9 protein-coding genes and 5 pseudogenes are annotated in these 17,446 nt (G+C 67.3%); 5 read left to right on the top strand and 9 right to left on the bottom strand.

Translation table 11 applies throughout. The features are described from left to right. Positions 1-86 precede the first annotated feature (86 nt). From ACH47Z_RS38105 to ACH47Z_RS38085, 5 genes and pseudogenes are all read right to left on the bottom strand, one after another. On the bottom strand, positions 87-1,508 hold the full coding sequence (locus ACH47Z_RS38105; RefSeq protein ID WP_399082232.1) for a non-reducing end alpha-L-arabinofuranosidase family hydrolase: 1,422 nt from the start codon (positions 1,506-1,508) through the stop codon (positions 87-89). A gap of 176 nt (positions 1,509-1,684) precedes the next feature. Next, on the bottom strand, positions 1,685-3,988 hold the full coding sequence (locus tag ACH47Z_RS38100; protein WP_399082229.1) for a beta-L-arabinofuranosidase domain-containing protein: 2,304 nt from the start codon (positions 3,986-3,988) through the stop codon (positions 1,685-1,687). A gap of 395 nt (positions 3,989-4,383) precedes the next feature. Beyond that, on the bottom strand, positions 4,384-6,606 hold the full coding sequence (locus tag ACH47Z_RS38095) for an alpha-L-fucosidase (RefSeq protein ID WP_399082226.1): 2,223 nt from the start codon (positions 6,604-6,606) through the stop codon (positions 4,384-4,386). A gap of 602 nt (positions 6,607-7,208) precedes the next feature. Further along, positions 7,209-7,497 (bottom strand): annotated as a pseudogene (locus ACH47Z_RS38090) (FAD-dependent monooxygenase); the annotation flags it as partial. Between the two features lie 529 nt (positions 7,498-8,026). After that, positions 8,027-9,952 (bottom strand): glycoside hydrolase family 97 catalytic domain-containing protein, encoded by a 1,926-nt coding sequence (locus ACH47Z_RS38085; RefSeq protein WP_399082223.1) that lies wholly within the window; start codon positions 9,950-9,952, stop codon positions 8,027-8,029. Between the two features lie 378 nt (positions 9,953-10,330). Between ACH47Z_RS38085 and ACH47Z_RS38080 the strand changes: the two genes are divergently transcribed. Both ACH47Z_RS38080 and ACH47Z_RS38075 read left to right on the top strand, forming a co-directional pair. Beyond that, complete coding sequence (locus ACH47Z_RS38080) at positions 10,331-11,758, top strand: RICIN domain-containing protein (RefSeq protein ID WP_399082220.1); 1,428 nt, start codon at positions 10,331-10,333, stop codon at positions 11,756-11,758. Positions 11,759-11,997: 239 nt separating this feature from the next. Continuing rightward, positions 11,998-12,176: pseudogene (locus ACH47Z_RS38075) on the top strand (IS630 family transposase); the annotation flags it as partial. Between the two features lie 442 nt (positions 12,177-12,618). On the opposite strand, the gene ACH47Z_RS38070 reads toward ACH47Z_RS38075, so the two are convergent. Continuing rightward, positions 12,619-14,007 (bottom strand): APC family permease, encoded by a 1,389-nt coding sequence (locus tag ACH47Z_RS38070; RefSeq protein ID WP_399082218.1) that lies wholly within the window; start codon positions 14,005-14,007, stop codon positions 12,619-12,621. An 804-nt stretch (positions 14,008-14,811) separates the two neighbouring features. Beyond that, a pseudogene (locus ACH47Z_RS38065) lies at positions 14,812-15,062 on the bottom strand (transposase); the annotation flags it as partial. 60 nt (positions 15,063-15,122) lie between these two features. Between ACH47Z_RS38065 and ACH47Z_RS38060 the strand changes: the two are divergent. Continuing rightward, positions 15,123-15,269 (top strand): annotated as a pseudogene (locus ACH47Z_RS38060) (DinB family protein); the annotation flags it as partial. A 68-nt stretch (positions 15,270-15,337) separates the two neighbouring features. On the opposite strand, the gene ACH47Z_RS38055 reads toward ACH47Z_RS38060, so the two are convergent. Beyond that, positions 15,338-15,481, bottom strand: coding sequence for a hypothetical protein (locus ACH47Z_RS38055; protein WP_399082269.1), 144 nt, complete (start codon positions 15,479-15,481; stop codon positions 15,338-15,340). Positions 15,482-15,547: 66 nt separating this feature from the next. Here ACH47Z_RS38055 and ACH47Z_RS38050 point away from each other — a divergent pair. Continuing rightward, positions 15,548-15,704 (top strand): annotated as a pseudogene (locus tag ACH47Z_RS38050) (IS3 family transposase); the annotation flags it as partial. Positions 15,705-15,834: 130 nt separating this feature from the next. Continuing rightward, the gene (locus ACH47Z_RS38045; RefSeq protein WP_399082215.1) at positions 15,835-16,527 is read left to right on the top strand and encodes a SpcZ; all 693 of its coding nucleotides are present in this window, start codon (positions 15,835-15,837) and stop codon (positions 16,525-16,527) included. A gap of 28 nt (positions 16,528-16,555) precedes the next feature. Here the strand turns inward: ACH47Z_RS38045 and ACH47Z_RS38040 are convergent, their stop codons facing one another. Further along, positions 16,556-17,428, bottom strand: a complete 873-nt coding sequence (locus ACH47Z_RS38040) for a TauD/TfdA dioxygenase family protein (protein WP_399082212.1) — start codon at positions 17,426-17,428, stop codon at positions 16,556-16,558. Positions 17,429-17,446: the final 18 nt, after the last annotated feature.

Here is a 17,446-nt window from a genome sequence, read left to right as displayed (position 1 = left end):
GATTCCTTCCTGGGAGACAGAGCGGAAGCCGCTTGTGACCGTGCCTGACAGGCACGGTCACAAGCTTCTGGACAGGTCCGCGCGGGTCAGCGCTGCAGGGTGAGCAGGCCCGGCCGGTACGGCAGCCTCTCGTAGGGGGTGGTGCTCGGCGTGTTGGGGTCCAGGCCCTGGTAGAGGAACTGCAGGTTGCAGGGGTCGATGGTCATGGTCTGGTCAGGGTTGTTGCGGACCAGGTCACCGTGGCTGATGCTGTTGGTCCAGGTGGCGCCGCTGTTGGCCTTGCCTGCGAAGGGGTTGCTCTCGGTGGCGGCCTGTGCGGTCCACGGACCGTTCAGGCTGGAGGCCGTGAACGAACGGAAGAAGCGGTCCTCATTCGCACCGCGAGCCTCGACGATCATGAGGTACTGGTTCTGACCCTGGACCTTGTAGACCTGCGGCGCCTCGAACAGGTTCTTCACCGTGTCGGTCATGACCGTGGTGTACGAGGAGCCGAAGCTGCCGGGGAAGTTCCCGATCGGGATGGTCGACTTGAAGATGCTGCCGTTGTCATTGGCGAAGAACAGGTACATGTTCTGGTCGTCGGCGATCAGGGTCGGGTCGATCGGGCCGCCGCTGGGAAGGCTGCCGGTGAACAGCGCCTGCGGCGCGGACCAGCCGTTGGGGTTGGTGGGGTCGCTGGACGTGCGGTAGGTGAAAGGCCAGGCGGTACCCCACCCCAGTGAGGCCAGCACCCAGATGTTCTTGGGCGCGAAGTAGAACAGCGTGGGCGCCACCGCGGACGAGTTCATCGCGGTCTGGGTGGCCGTGGACATGTCCGACCAGTTCGTGAAGGGGCTGAAGCCCATCGAGTGCCAGTTGCCGTCGGAGTACGTCGCGTAGACCAGGTGCTTGCCGTTGTACGTCGTGGTGGTGAAGTCCTTCAGCGAGAGCCACCCGTTGGCCGGCTGCGCCAGCGGACCGGTCGAGGTCCACCGGTACGTCGACGGAAGGGCGCACGAGTTGGTCGTCCCCGACAGGCCGGTCCACTTCTGGTTGCCGGCGCCGGTGCAGTTCCAGAGCTGCACCGACGTGCCGTTGGCGGTGGCGCCGCCCGAGACGTCCAGGCACAGCCCGGACTCCACGCCCACGACCGTGCCGTCGGCATTCACCCGCCACTGCTGGTTCGCGCCGCCGTTGCAGGACCAGATCTCCACCTTGGTCCCGGCCGTGGTGGCGTGGCCCGGGACGTCCAGGCACTTGTTGCCGTACACGGTCAGCTGGTTGGTGTCCGTCAGCGTCCACTGCTGGTTCGTCCCGCCTGTGCAGTCCCAGATCTGCACGTTCGTGCCGTCGGTCTGGCTGGCGCCCGGCACATCGAGACACCGGCCGGAAGCGGCACCCTTCAAGGCGCCGGTGGTGGCCGCCTGGGCCGGACTGGCGACGAGCAGCGCCGCCAAAGAGACCAGGGCCGCGACCGCGGCGGCAAGCACCGCAGACGGACGTTTACGGCTGAAACCTCTTATGTGCATTGGGGCCTCGCAATCCATGAGTAAGCGGTTCCGGTTTGCCCCGTCGGAGGCTGCCCGGACTGTCGATACGGTGTGGCTCGATCCCAGATCGTGTTCGTCATGCCGAACGAAGGTCGAAGTGTCGAGCAACGCGGAATGACGGAGAAGAACTAAAAGCTCTGCTTCCGCAACAGCCCCTAGTTCCTCACGATGCGCCACCGGTTGTCGACGGTGCCGTCGTCCGAGTCCTGGACCGCGAACGCGCCGACGGCGGTGGAGCTGTTCGCGATGGCGAGCAACTTGCCGCTGTTCACGTTGCGGATCTTGTAGGTCCCGTCTCCCTGGTCGACCAGCGTCCATCGATGGTCGGCGGTACCGTTGTCGGACCACTGGAGGACAGTCGCGCCGTCGGCCTTGGACATGTTCAGGACGCCGAGCGCCTTGCCGCTGTTGACGTTGCGGAAGCGCACCGCGCTTCCGTCGGTGATCATGTACCAGTCGTGGTCGGCGGTGCCGTTGTCCGACCACTGCAGAGCGCGGCCGCCGTCGGCCGTGGACATGTTCTGGATGCCCAGCAGGAGACCGCTGGCCGTGTTGGCGAGACGGAAGGTGCCGCCGGCGTTCCAGTAGACGGTGTAGTTGAAGCCGTGCGCGTCGTAGAACGGGCCCAGGTCGACGGTGGAGCCGCCCGCGGTGGCGGTGAAGGCGAGTGAACTGCTGCTGGTCCGTGTGATGGACGAGGTGTTCAGCGTCGGCAGGGAGCTGAGCGCGGAGTCACCGTAGTTGCCCGACAGGACCACCGGACCGTAGGTGATCGCGGCGACGTTCGCGTTGTCGTTGGCCGCTCGCATGACGATCCGCATGGGCAGGCGAACGGTGACCGTGTCGCCAGAGGTCCACGAGCGGTTCAGGGTGGCGTAACTGCCGGGCGTGGTGGCGATGTTCTGCGCGACGCCGTTGACGCTGATGGTGGCCCCGGTGGTCCAGCTCGGGATACGGATGCGCATCGCCCAGGTTCCGCCGACGCTGCCGGTGACCCGCAAGGTCGTCGTGTCGCTGACCGGGTACGACGTGGTCTGGGTGACCGTGATGCCGCGCTCCGACCAGGTGAGCACCGAGGGCACGAACATGTTCACGATCAGCGTGTTGTCGCTGTGGAAGTAGATGGAGTCCATGAGCCTGGTGTGCATCTCCAGGCCCGTGCCCTGGCAGCACCAGAAGGTGCTGTAGTCGGTGCTCCAGGTGCCGCCGCTGCTCGGGCCCACACCGCGTCGGCCTCCCGGGTTGAGCGACGTGAAGTAGGTGACGTGGCCGTGGTCGTCGGCCGGGTTCTGCTGGCCGATCATCTGGTTCAGCCACGCCCGCTCGTAGTAGTCGAACAGCGCGGCCCGGTTCGGATCCAGCTCGAACAACTCACGTGTGAGGGTGAGCATGTTGACGGTGTTGCAGCTTTCGCAGGTGTCCTTGTTCAGGTAGGCGGCGATGGCTTTCGCGGCGCGGAAGTGCTCCGCCTGGCTGTTGCCACCGATGGCATAGGTGTGCGCGTTTACGGAGATGTTCCAGGCGTTGGTGGCGATGTCCCGGTAGCGGGTGGTGCCGGTGGCCTTGTACTCCCGGGCGGCACCGATCCACTTGGGCACCTGGGTGTTGGCGTGCAGTCCGCCCAGCTGGTCCTGGTTGGACGCCAGCGGGTCGAACACTGCGGCATGGTCGAAGCGCTGAGCGACGGTGAGCCACCGCGCGTCGCCTGTCTGCTGGTAGAGATCGGTCAGCACGGCGTTCATGCCGCCGAACTCTGTCTGCAGCATGGCCTGCATCTGCTGGGTGGTCAGTCGGCCGGTGCGCCAGTCGACCCAGCCGGCCAGGGCGAGCAGCACGTCACGGGCCTGTGTGCTGCCGATGTGGCGCCACACGTTCAACAGGCCGGCCAGGGTCTTGTGAATGGTGTAGTACGGCACGTTGCCGGTCCTGAGGGTCCGCTGCTCAAGGGCGGTGAACTCGGACTCGGGGTAGCCGGAGAGGTACCCGGGGTTGAAACCGGCGGCGCTGTTGCTGGCCTGGCACTTGGCCAACTCCGCGACCATGTAGGTTGCCTTGTCCCGGCAGGTGGTGTCCCCGGTGAGGGCGTACAGCTGGGCCCATGCCGTGAGGAAGTGCCCCTGGACATGGGAGCGGAAGGCGGCCGTCGGCGCCTCCCAGCCGCCGGTCGCGGCCGCGCCGTTGGTGGACAGCTTGTGGGTGGCGCGGAAGTTGTACAGCAGCCGGTCGACGTTCACGAACCGCAGGTAGTTCTGCGTGCGGTTCTGATTGTCCAGCCACCGGCTCGCGGTGAGCCGGACCTGGCCGAATTCGAAGGGGCGCGCCAAGACCCCGATGTCGGTCCTCGCGGGGGCGATGGCCGCTTGGGCGGGAGAGCTGCCGATGAGGGATCCGGTGGCAGTGGCGGCGACGGTGGCCCCGGCTACTTGCAGGAGGCGCCGTCTACTGACAGAGGAAGACATCTCTAACCTTTCGGTGACGGGAGAGCGATGGCTTGGTCGTTGTGTCAGCGGAGCCGTTGGTGGCGGCCACCGTCCTGGCCGCCATACCGGCGAGAACTGAGCGCGTGAGACTCATCCGGCCGGCACTGTGGTTCGTCCTGTTCGATCGTCGGAACTACGCCCGGAGTCGGCGACTGCTGGCAAGGCGGCAGCACTGCTCGACAAGGAGGCCCAGTGTGAGGAGTGCGAGTGCGGGACTCCGGGGCAGGTCTGCCAGATCCTGGCTGGGAACTCCAACAGGCCATGCACACGAGCGACATTCCGCCTCTCCACCGCGGGGCATCCCCTCAGCAGCCTCACCGCGCAACTCTGCTGCTGGGCTCAGGGCCGGCTCATCCCGCCCCCGCCCCTCCCGCTCAGACCGCAGTGAAGGTCCACTGCACGTTGGAGCTGCTGTTCCCGGACCACTGCCTGGTCACGGAACCCGAGGGCACGTTGCCGCCGCCGTCGAGGACGAGGCCGGTGGCGCGGTTGACGATCCAGTACCTGTCGCCACCCTGGTACCTGAGCTGCCACTGCTGGCTGGTGCCACCGTTCCAGACGGCCGCCAGGGCGGCGGAGCCGTTCGTGGTGGCGCCCCCGCCGTCGGCGACCATGCCGCCTGCGCGGTTGACCAGCTTGTAGTAGCCGTTGCCGAGCTCGACGGCCTGCCACTGCAGGTTGGTGCTGCCGTTCCAGGTCCACTGCTTGAGGTCGGAGCCGCTGGGGACGTTCCCTCCGCTGTCCAGCACCAGCCCGTCTGTGACGTTGGTGATCCTGAACCACGCCGAGGGGTTGAGCTGCACCTTTATCGACACAGCGGCGTCATTGTTGCCGGTGCCTCGTAGGTCGGCGTTGTCGGCGGTGAAGGTCCAGGCAGTGCCGGTGAAGTTGTCGCCGGAGTAGCCGATGACCTGGTAGCCGGGGGCCAGCTTCAGCGAGGAAAGGCTGCGGCTGGGCAGGCCGGCGAGCGTCGACTGGTCGGCGGTGTAGGAGCCGATGGAGAGCACGGCGTGGCCACCGGAGTAGTTGACGTCCTGATAGGCCACGGCCCCGGACGACGGCTTCAGGGTCGGGATCTGGTCGGAGAAGGTCAGCTTCACGACGTAGGCGAGGGCGGAGAACGGCGCCGACGACGACGGCAGGCTCACGTGCAGCCCGGCCGCGTCCTGCGTCGGCTTGGGCAGGTTCGTGTAGATGCCTGCGGTGGGGTTCAGCAGCTGCGCCGAGGCCAGGGAACCGACGTTGATCCGGCCCGAGTTGAGCGTCGATATGTTCAGCGTGCTGCCCGGCCAGCCGAGGACCGTGGCGTACAGGACGGTGTTGTTCTTGTTCCGGGTGAAGCGGATGTCCTGCGCGGTGCCGGCTTGCGGGGCAGTGAAGGCGCCGCCGCCCATATGCGTGGGACCTTCGCCGTACGTGGTCCAGGCCCGGGTCGAGTACACCGACTCGCCGAAGCGGCGCAGGTAGTCGCCGATGCCGAGGAGGATGTCCTTCTGGGCCTGGGGAATCGTGCCGTCCGCCATCGGGGCGATGTTGAGCAGCATGTTGCCGTTCTTGCTGACCCTGTCGATCAGTGAGTGCAGCATCTGCTTGGTGCTGTAGTAGCCGATGCCGTTCGTGTAGCACCAGCTGGAGCTGGAGATGCTGTCGTCGGTGAGCCAGTAGGGGGCGGTGATGTCGGCGGGGCCGCCACGCTCGTAGTCGAAGACCTCGCCGTGACCGTTGAAGCCGTCCTTGTAGGTGGCGACGACTTCGCGGCCCCAGGCGTTCGCCTGGTTGTAGTAGTACGACAGGAAGTTCAGCCGCTGCGTCTGGTCGACCTTGCCGAGGTCGAAGTCCTGCCAGATGATGTCGGGCTTGGCGAGGTCGATGACCTCCTTGAGCTTGTCGTGCCACAGCTGGTTCTCGGCCGTGGTGCCCAACTGCCCGTACAGCTTCTGCAGGCTCGGGTCGGACTGCGCGGGTACGTGGTCGTAGAAGCCGTTGAAGTTGAACGCGTGGTGCATGGCCACCAGGAGCTTCAGCCCCTTGGCGCGGATGGCGTCGGCGAACAGCTGGAGCAGGTTGAGCTTCGGGCCCTTGGCGGCAGAGTTCCACTCGTTGACCGAGCTGTTCCACATGGAGAACCCGTCGTGGTGCTCGGCGACCGGTCCGGCGAACCGGGCGCCGGCGTCGGCGAAAAGCTGCGCCCACTCGTCCGGGTCGAAGTTCCCGCCCGCCGACTTCAGCTTCGGGGCGAACTTGTTGAAGGAGCCGTTCAGGTCGTTCGCGCCGTTGATGAAGTTGTGGTACGGCCACGCCGACGGGTCGCCGTACGTGGCGATGTGGTGGCTGTTGGCCTTGCTCCCGCTGATGTACATGTTGCGCGGGTACCACTCGCTGTCGTAAGCGGGCACGCTGAACACGCCCCAGTGGTAGTAGATGCCGAACTTGGCGTCCTTGAACCACTCGGGAGCCGGGTTGTGCTGGTCGACCGAGGCCCACGTGGCGGTGTACGTGGTCGCGGCCCAGGCAGTGCCGGCTGCGAGGACGTTGCCTGTGACCGCTGCCGCCGCGACACCCGTGGCACTCACCAAAAACTGGCGTCTGTTGATCATGATGGTACCTCCGTCAGAGCTGTGATGGGAGACCAGGCCCGGTGACCAGGGGGCGCACTTCCGGTGGCGGTGAGTGCGACGTACGCGACGCACTCCGGACCGGACGCGGTCGGCGGGCGGCTGGCGCGGCGCCACGGCTTGCGGGCGACGGTGTCTGCGGCGGGAGCCGGGTGGATGGAGCGCCTCACCCGCTGCGAACGGCGACAGAGTCTGCGGACTCCAGGGGGCCTGCGGTGGAGCAGTTTCCCGACGGCATGTCCTCACTCCGTTCCCGTACGGCAGCACCGCCGCGTGCCCCTTTCGGTTCCCGGATCCTCTCGGAGACCCTTCAGCTGCGTGTGCCTGATGTCACGCATGAAACTGCGGCACTCGCCATGCCCGTGTCAACGGGTGTGCAGGGATGAAAAGCTCCTTCCGGCTGCACTTTTCTCCATTTCTGTTCCGAAATCTTCCGGTTGATCAACGCCAAACATGGCATGTCTACGCGCCAGGTGCCGATGGCCCCGGACCGGCTGTCTCACCGGGCGGCACCGGTCCTCCGATCGGGCCAGGCGTGGTGGCACCCAGCCAAGTGCCGCAGGATCATGCGGATCGAACGAGGAGGCGACTGCCCGGCCGTGCCGACGGTACTCGGCGACGTAACGGGCGAGCTCGGCTTCGACGGTGTGCTCGGTGGCGAGGGCCGCGGCCAGGGTGACCGCGACCTCCAAAGCCTGGCAGGCGCCCTGTCCGAGGTTCGGCGTCATCACGTGTGCCGCGTCGCCCAGCAGTGCGACCCGGCAGACCGTGTACGAAGGCAGCGGGATGGGGAGTTCGTTGACGTCGTGGTGGGGAACAGCGCCGGGCCGGGTCGCGCCACGCGCGGAACCGCCGGCGAAGCTCGGCAAGCGGGGTTGGACGGTCATGCCACGGTGCGGGCTCAGCAGGCGCTCGCCGACTGGACCGCGTCATGCCGAGCCACTGCTCTGGTCGGTGGCTCACCGGATCCGACCCGAATCTTGCTCGCAGAGGCGCTGGCCGTGCTCGCGGAACTCCCGGATCAGGCCGAGCCCCGCCCGTCTTCGCTGCCCGGGTTTTGAAGGGCGACTCCCACACGCTCGACGACGGCACCCGCCTGACCACCCTCGTCCTCCAAGCCCCTGGCAGGGGCCCTTGCACTATCAGCATCCGATGTGGTCCCGCGGTCTGGGGTCGTGCATCGCAAGGCGCGGAGAGCCCTCGATGGGGGTCCCCCTCGGGCGAAATCAGCAGCCGTGCGAGCAGGTCAGCAAGTACTGCCGTCGAGACCCTCTCGGCCTTGACCTTGGCGCGGTCGATGGACAGTCGCCCGTTCTTCGCCGAGGCGGACCCGTACTGCTGTCGTAAAACGGGCCACGACGTCACCCGCTGCGGTGGACGAGGACATCGAGCCGGGTGCCGTTCATCCACGGCTCAGAACGACTGCCTGGCCGCCCGCGGGGGCCATCGCGACGCTCAGCGTGGTCGACGAGGTCACGGTCTGTGTGCTCACGACGACGGGGGTCTGGTACGGGCTGCTGCCCGGCGTTCCGTCGGCGTAGATCGTGGCGGTGTAGGTGCCGCTGCCGAGGAAGGACAGCGGGATCGAGAGGGTCCGGGCGGTCTCGTTGGTCATCGCCCCCAGGTACCAGGTGGTGCCGCTGCGCCGGGCGACGGCGACGTACTCGCCGATCGAACCGGCGAGGGTCCGGCTCTGGTCCCAGACGGTGGGGATGGCGTCGAACCAGGGCAGCCCGGGCCAGTTGGAGGGGGTGGAGTACTCCGGGGGGGTGTCGTACCAGTAGAGGAAGTCCAGGGGCTGGTAGTACACGGCGGCCATCGCCATCTGGTGGGCGTTGGTCGTCCGGTCGCGGGACTGGCCGTAGCAGATGGTGTAGTCCATCGGCCCGCCGATGTTGCGGGCGAAGGGCAGGGTGACGTTGTGGGTGGCGGTCGGGAAGTGCTCGTTGCCCCGCACGCCCTCCATGCTGATCCAGTTGGGGTAGGTCCGCTCGTAGCCGAACGGCCGCACGTCGTCGTGCATGTCGATCAGCAGCTTGTGCGTCGCCGCCGTCCGGGCCCAGGCGATGATCTGGTTCGTCATCGCCTGGGTGCCGTCGTTGATGAAGCCCAGCTTGACGCCCGCCACGCCCCAGCTCCGGTACAGGGCGAACAGGCTGTCCGAGTTGCTCATGGCCATGGGGTTGACGTAGAGGAAGACGCCGATTCCCTTGCCAGCAGCGTAGGAGATGACCTTGGGCAGGTCGATGGCGGAGATCGGCTGCGTGGCGTCGGTCGAGGTGTGCTCCGGGCCGTACCACCCCGAGTCGTACTCGATGTACTGCAGGCCGCGGGCGATGGCGAAGTCGACGCCCGCCAGCCCGGCCGCGGTGGTCAGATTGCACCGGAAGACCTTGCCCGGCGTGATCCACGAGGTGTCGGCGAGGGCGCCGGCCGGGGCCAGGTTGAGTACCAGCTCCGCGTTGTCGACCAGTTCGGCGTGCGTGGAGCCGATCACCACTGCACGCCAGGACGTGGCGAACGGTGTGGTGACGGTGGAGGTCGTCTGGACCGGTCCGGAGCCGCGGGCCGTGTGCCGCATCAGGTACGCCGCGAGGGTGTTGGGCTGTCCGGAGACCGAACTGAGCATCGTCCGGGGGTAGTTGGTGCGGGCCGACTCGCAGACACAGGCGATGAGCCCGCTGCTGTAGGTCGCGGTGAGGGGGAGGTCGGTCAGGGGACCGGTGTCCGTGGAGGAGGTTCCGGTGGACGGGATGGAGCCGGGCGCGACCGGGTTGTAGTCGTCCTCGTCCCGCGCGCTGTAGACGAGTGTGCCGTCCGGGAAGACGAACGTCGTCAGTTCACCGTCGATGGTGGCGGTACCCGGGTCCAGCAGGACGTAACGGAACGCGACGCCGGTCGCGTAGGCCCGGATCTGGACACCGAAGTTGATGGAGGTGCGGTTGTCCCGGAGGTTCCAGCGCATCTCCTGGTAGGCGTCGGAGACGGTCGCGTTGCGCCCGTACAACGGGTTCCAGGTGGTGTCGACGTGCCAGTGCTGATAGTTCGTCAGAACGGCGTCGGTACCGAGGGTGGTTCCGTCGCTCAGCCGCAGACCCATGGCCGAAGTGGCCACGACTGTCGCGCCGTTGCGCCGGGCCGACCACTGGAGCGAGCCGCCCGTCAGCGACATGGTGATGCTGGTGGTGCCGTCGAGCGACGTCGCGGTGACCGAGGCGTCCGAGGCCTCGGCTGGATATGTGCTGCCGATTCCCAGCGCGGCCGTTGCGGCAGCGACCGCCGCGCCCTTGAGCACCCTGCGGCGGGAGGGTTCCTGACGCTCTGACACGTTCACAGTCGGTCCACCTCGCTTGGACATGGTTTCCAACAAAGTCAACCAGCAAGTAACAGATTCTGACTGTCGCGGAGTTTCTACGCCTGCCCCGACCTGAAGGTCAACCCCTCGTATCCGCCCCTCACTTGTCCGAAATCCTGGACAGTCCGGGCGACTTGCGACTCTGGAGAGCCCGACCGGGTGCGCCGCGACCCGGTCAAGCTTAAACAAATTCGAACGCGATCCTTGACGCCGTAGACGTGCCACGGCTCTCATGGGTCCCCGCCGCCATCAAGGGATCGTCAACCGCGACAGAGAGGGACGCACATGTTCAAGGGAGTTCCCCGGACGCCCGCCGGCCGATGGCGGCGCAGAGCCGTCGCGTTCCTGACCTTGCTGGGAGGCCTTGCGGCGCTCCTGATTCCGGCGACCGAGGCGCACGCGGCCTCGGTGTCGTTCACCACGGGCGCCGCACGCACCGACCAGAACGGGAACGCGCTTCAACTGCACGGCCTCGGCATCATCAAGGTGGGCAGCACCTGGTACGGCTTCGGGGAGGACAAGACCGGCGAGACATCGTCGGACACGTCGTTCCAGGACATCCCGTGCTACACCTCGACCGACCTGGCCAACTGGACCTACCGGGGCGTCGCCTTGGCCAGGCAGAGCAGCGGCGACCTGGGGCCGAGCCGTGTCGTGGAGCGGCCCAAGGTCATCTACAACGCCTCGACCAGCACCTACGTGATGTACATGCACATCGACAGCACCAACTACTCGGAGGCCAAGGTCGGTGTGGCGACCAGCAGTACTCCGTGCGGTCCCTACACCTACCAGGGAAGCTTCCGGCCGCTGGGCAACCTCAGCCGTGACCTCGGCCTGTTCCAGGACACCGACGGCACCGCCTATCTGCTGAGCGAGGACCGCAACAACGGCCTGCGCATCGACAAGCTGTCCGCCGACTACCTGTCCGTGGACAGCGCTGTGGCGGTGCTCGGCAGCAGCGGCAGCAGCGGCAGCGTCGAGGCGCCCGCCATGGTCAAGGTCAACGGCACCTACTACGTCTTCGGCTCGCACCTGACGGGCTGGGGCCTCAACGACAACATCTACGCCACCGCCACGTCACTGGGCGGCCCCTGGTCGTCGTTCCGTGACCTGGCCGCACCCGGCACCCACACCTACGGCAGCCAGACGGCCAACGTCATCACCGTCCAGGGCTCCTCCGGCACCACGTACATCTACGCCGGCGACCGCTGGAACACCTCCGACCTCGGCGCGTCGAAACTGATCTGGCTGCCCCTGACCATCAGGGGAACGACGGTGAATCTCGGCCAGTACCCCACCTGGTCACTCGACACCGCAGCGGGAACCTGGACGGCCGGCAGCGGGATCCCCGCTGAGGGCGTCCACACCCTGAAGGATGTCAACAGCTCCATGCTGATGGACGTGTCGAGCGGCTCCACGGCGAACGGCGCCAAGATCATCCAGTGGCCGTCCGCCGGCGGCACCAACCAGCAGTGGACGCTCACGCGGGTGGCGGACAACATCTACACGCTCAGGAGCGTGAAGAGCGGCCTGTGCCTGGACGTGCCGAACCAGTCGACGGCAACCGGCCTGCAACTGGAGCAGTGGACCTGCAACGGCGGGACCAACCAAGAATGGTTCCTCGACCTCGTCGGCAGCTACACCGGCAGCACCTACATGTTGGCCGGCGTGGGCAGCGACCTGGACATCGGTGTCGCGAGTGCCTCGACCACCAGCGGGGCGGCTGTGGACCAGGAATCGGGTACCGGCGCGTCGAGCCAGCAGTGGAGTCTTTCCTGACGGGTGCGCCAGGACCACTCACGCGGATCAACGGCCACGTCGGCTCCGTGTTCCTGACCCCGCGACGCTTCCCACGCGGCCGAGAAGTCCGTCACCCGTCACACGGCGGCCAGGTCGGCACCGTCGGGAAGCACCTGCGCTACTTCGCCGCCGCCCACCCCTGCCCGACCTGGACCCGGCGGCGACGTTGTGGTGTCCAACGGCACGGAGGCAGTTGATCGCGAAGCTGCGCAAGGATGGTCGAATACCTGTGGGCCCACGTCAAGCGCAGCCTCACCAACCTCGCGAGCGTGGCGCTCGACCGCACGAAGCCCTCGTCCGCATCCGACTCAAACCGCTCCAGTACCGCCCCGATGTCCTCGACGGCTTCCTCGCCGGGACCGGCCTCTCCCTCGACCTGCCGCCGCCATCAGCCTGAAGCGGTGAGCGAGGCAATCACACGTTCGGGCAGCCGAGTTGGACTCCACCAGTACCCGCACGAAAGACTGCGGCACCAGGATGTTCTGACGTCTTGTCACTTTCGTTCGCGAAGGACACGGCCTTGGTGACGGCGTCGCCTCGAGAACCGGAAGACCATGCCATCGGCCGGTCCCGCGACGGACTGACCACGAAGGTCCGCCTCGCGGCCGGCGGACGTCGTCGGCCTTCCGGTCCTCCGTCCTGACCGCCGGACACGCGGACGGCCTTGTACCGACCCTGGCCGACGAGATCCCGGGGTGCTACTCCCCGGTGGCAGGTGCGGTGCGGGTCGGTCTGCCCAGCACCCAGAAGAGCACGCCGAGGAGTATGAATGCGACGAGCGGGACGGCCTCCGTCAGCAGGTACCTCCAGCGCTCGCCGTAACTCCAGCCGGCCGGCGCTTAGCCGGAACCGAACCAGTGGTCGCCGAGTCCCGGGGCGACCAGCTGCACGCTGGCGAACAGGATGAGCAGGGTGAGCACCGTGCTGATGGTGCGGGGGATGGGCGCCCTGTAGGGGCGGGGGAAGTCCGGAGCCTTGCGGCGCAGTACCGCGAGCGCCGGGAAGATGCCCAGGTAGCTGACGAGGGTGGTGGAGACGGCGAGGCCGAGGACGGCGCCGAAGAGCTTGCCGGCGCTGCCGCCCGTCAGTTGGTGGGCCAGGACGAGGACGGTCGTGGAGACCGCACCGCTGAGGATGTTGACCCGTACGGGGGTGCCGAACCGGCTGGAGATGACGCCGAGGAACCGGGGTGCCGCGCCGTCGTAGCCGGAGACGGCGAGGGCGCGGTCGGATCCCATGATCCACGTGACTCCGGAGGACAGCACCGTGAGGATGAACATGATCGCGGCGAGGTCTCCGAGCAGGCGGCCGGCGCCGCTGAGCGTGGCTGTGCCGTCGGCGGCGACATGGCCGCCGTACACGGTGAAGACCTGCCGGATGGCGTCGACGAAACCACCGAGACCGGTGATGGCCTTGACCGGCAGGACGAGCAGGATGCCGAGGATCGGCAGCGCGTACAGCAGTACGGCGAGGCCGGCGCTGCGGAAGATGGCGAACGGCACGTCCTTCTGGGCGTCGGTCATTTCGTCGCCGGCGGTGTTGGGCAGCTCAAAACCGACGTAGTTGAACATTAGGACAGGTACCAGTCCGACGAATCCCGCGTAGGTCGGGGAGAAGTCGCCGACACCGAACCCATGCAGGCCGTGTTGGATGCCGTACACCACGACGGTGACGGTGAACAGTCCGAGGAGGATGAAACGGCTCCAGGCGCCGAGGGTGGGAATCCACTTGCCGACGTCGAAGGAAAGGATCGCGGCGAGCACGCCCACCCAGACGAACACGAGAGTGAAGGCGTAGAAGGCCGGGGTGCTCAGGTTCTTCCCGTCGTTGAAGAAGGTGGTGTAGGCAGTGACGGCGGACACGGAGAGCGTGCCGCCCAGCCACACCGGATTGGTGATCCAGTACAGGAAGTTGTTGACGGCGCCGGCGAGCCGCCCGAAGGCCCGGCTGGTCCAGATGTAGGGACCGCCCTCATCGGGGAACGCGGCTCCCAGTTCGGCGGTGAGCAGTGCGGACGGCACGAAGAACACCGCGGCCAGCACGATGAGCCAGGTGAACGCTTCAGCACCCTTCGAGGCGACGGTGCCGATGGTGTCCACGCCGACGATGGTGCACAGGAGGAAGAACAGGATGTCGAAGCGGCCGAAGTGCTTGCGCAGCTTCTGCCGCTCCGCGAGAGCTGCTGCCGGCGTGTCGGCAGGCTCGGAGGTTATCTGACCAGCGGCCACCGGGAGCTCCTGCGTGCGTGTGGAAGGGGCGGGATGCGGCCAATGATCAGCCGTACTTCAACAGCACACAAGCGTTCATGTCTAACTCTTGACCATCACCTATCCACCCGAAATGCGACGGAAACCGCACCGAAACGCGGGAATGGAGACAGGGACCGCTTCGCCGAGCGGAGGCCGATCCGCTGCGCGCCGGTTGACGACCAGCGCTGCGCTTCCGCACGGTGTCACCTCGTGGCCGAAACCTGGATGGCGTTCCGCCGGGTGGTGTACCCGATCAAGGCACCGGAATCCGGAGGTCGGCGACGGTGGTTCGGTGGGTGCCGAACGGGTGCCTGTGTGGGGCGGTCCGCATGCGGGATCGCCGCTGCATCGTGTCCCGGAACACTGGATCATCGCAGGTGACAGTCGAGTCGTCGATGTTCCCCTTCAACGTTTGGTTGCCGGTACAGCATCGGCGTAGCGATCTGGCAAATCTGCAGGTAAGGAGGGGTCGACTCCGTTCGGGGTCGGCTCCGTTGCCGTGGCCGCTGCTGGATCCATGCTGGATAGAACTGACCGTTTCGGGTCGCGTGGGGGGCTCGTTCGAGGAGCTCAGTGGGCTTACCTATCGCGGTGACCAGGCCGTTGATGTGGTCTGAGCGGCGCTTCGCCGGAGGTTGGGTCTTGCCAGGCCGGCCCCAGCCGCCGAAAGTGATCACCTCAAGCAGGGGGCGATCAAGCAGGTGATAGTGCGGTCGCGGGCCAATGACTTCTCTCGTGCCGATCGACGTCCTGAGGGGTGCGTGCCCCTTGTGGCGTAACCGGTCAACCGGCCGTCGTGCTGGTGGTGTTGGGCAGTACGGGAGCGCTTTCGGGGAGCTCGGCGGTGCAGAGCTGGTCCATGCTGCCCTCGGGCAGGTAGCGGCGGGGGAAGGCGATCCACTCGTCGTGCAGTTCGAAGAGCAGGCGGTGACCAGTCGCAGGAGTGCCTCGTCGTTGGGGAAGACGTGGACGACGTCGGTGCGGCGCTTGACCTCGCGGTTGATCCGCTCCAGCGGGTTGGTGGACTGGATCTTCTGCGTCGGCGGTGGGCTGGGCGAAGATCGTGCGGATCGTGGCGGCGGCCCTCTCGGCCGCTTCCGCCCACGGTGGGTCCCGAGCCGTTTCCCGTGGAGGGCATCGTCCTGCACGTCAACAGGGAGCTGATCCATCACGGCGCCGAGATTTCCCTGCTGCGCGACCTCTACCGCTGGCAGGACGGAGCCGTACCGCGCCGAACATGACTTCCGGTAACCGGCGATCGAGCTTCGGAAACCTACGTGGACTCCGTGACGCTCCGTGGCTGCGAGCGTCAGTGAAGCTGCGCCCTCTTGAAGTAGGCCGGGCCGCTCTTGCGAGCTGTCTCGACCAGCAGCACGGCCCTGGCCTGGGAGACCACCTCACGGCCACCGCCCTCGATGCGGACGCGAAGGTAGAACCCGACACGCTGCTTCACCTGGGAAGTGCCTCCTGCGGTTGCGGGAACAAGGACCTCGACAATCCTCATTCTCGCTGGCCAGAGGCACCTTCCTTCTTCCAGGGTTTCAAGCGCGAGTTGCTCCACGGAAGGCGCTGGACCTCGACGGGCACAGACTCGGCTGGAGCTGTTCCGCCTGCTGTCGTACTACAACCGGCGCCGTCGGCATTCCACATCACGTACGCTGACACTCGTCGCATGAAACCCGGTGTCCACTCCCGGGATCAACCTCAACGGCTCTTCACCCAACCTTGGTTCCAGGGACGGGAGAATGCCCAGTCTGGTGACTCTTTCGGCCCCAGAACCGGGGCCCACACGTTCTGGAGGCTGCGATGACGACCGAACCGGGTGCCCTGCCCGAGGCCCTTCAGCCCGTGTCGGTACCGAGCTGGCTGGACCAAGTCCGCGAGGTGCTCGCCGAACCGGCGGCCGTCCACGACGGATGGGGGCACTCCGTGGCCGGGGTGCCCTTCGCCGCGGTCCACCACTGGCATGCCGGCGCGGTGGCGGATCTCATCGCTGAGGCGGTAGCCCGGCACGGTGCGGACGCCGCCCCGCACGACGCCCTGCGCGCCGTACACGCGCGCGCGGCAGCCGGCGAACCGATCGCTGAGGACGCGTGGTCGGCGGTGCTGGAGCCGGCGTTGCGCGAGGTGTATCGGATGGCCTATCCCCGCCTGCGGGTGCACGCGCGGGCGTCGTCGGCCGCGGCCTCCTTCGCGCGCTCGCGCGGCTGGTCCGCGGACGAGGCCGACCGCTATGGCGAGACCTACGCGCGCATGAACACGGAGGTGAGCGATCGCGTGCACGCGGAGGCGAACGCCCTTGCGAACGCCGCCGCGTACGCAGGTGCCTTCGCTGCCGCGGATGCGCAGGAGTACGCCCGCGCCTGGCCGTTCGCCGTGGTGCGGGCCTGGATCGCCGCGTACGCGGGACCGGAGGGCACCGCGGGGCCGGCGGCCGAGGAGGCCCGGGTGCTCCTTCGGGACGGCCTCGCCGACGCGGTGAGGCGCGCCACCCCGTGAGCAGGCGACGCCTCACCCGGTCGTGCCGTCAGCCCTTGACGGGGCCGCCGTTGATGGCGACGCGCTGGCCGTAGCGGGCGTAGGGGTAGTAGTCGTACGTCGCGTGGTGCTGGACGCAGCGGTTGTCCCAGAAGACGAGGGTGCCCGGGGTCCAGCGCACGCGGCAGTGCAGGACCGGTCTGCGGGCGACGGTGTCGAAGAGCATGTCGAGGAGGGCCTGGCTCTCCTGGGCGGAGAGCTGCGGGATGCGGCTGGTGTAGGCCTTGTTGACGTAGAGCAGCTTGCGGTCGGTCTCGGGGTGCCGGGCGACGAGCGGGTGTTCGCTCTTGGGGATGACGTAGTCCGCGGGCGGGGTGTAGCCCGCCAGGGCCTGGGCGCCGTCGTGGATGGCGGTGAGCGGGTCCAGCAGGGAGCGCATGGCCGGCGAGAGCATCTCGTAGGCGAGGTGCATGTTGGCGAAGAGGGTGTCGCCGCCGCAGCCCGGCTCGGGGATCTCGGTGATGTAGAGCATCGACCCCAGCGACGGTTCCGCGTCGGCGGTGCCGTCTGCGTGCCAGCCGTTGCCCGCCACGTTCGCGGCGGCCGACGTCGTGCGGATCTCCAGGATGTAGGGGTCGCCCTCGGGCGGCGGCGGGTTGACGGGACGCAGCTCGCCGAAGGCGCCGGCGAAACGCTTGTGGTCCTCGGCGGTGATCGTCTGGTCGCGGAAGACGAGGACGTGGTGGTCGAGGAAGGCGGTGCGTATCTCGTCCAGTTGCTCGGCCGGGATCTCCTTCGACAGGTCCACGCCCGAGACCTCCGCGCCCAGCACGGGGGTGATCCGCTCGACCGTGAGGGTGTGGTAGGGGTGCACGGGACGCGTGGTCACCGCTTCCAGTGCTTCGCGTTCGTATGGCTCCATGACGTCCTCCGGAGGGGG

This window comes from Streptomyces sp. NPDC020192, from assembly GCF_044388685.1.
Lineage (GTDB): Bacteria > Actinomycetota > Actinomycetes > Streptomycetales > Streptomycetaceae > Streptomyces.
This window is presented reverse-complemented; position numbering and strand designations above follow the sequence as displayed.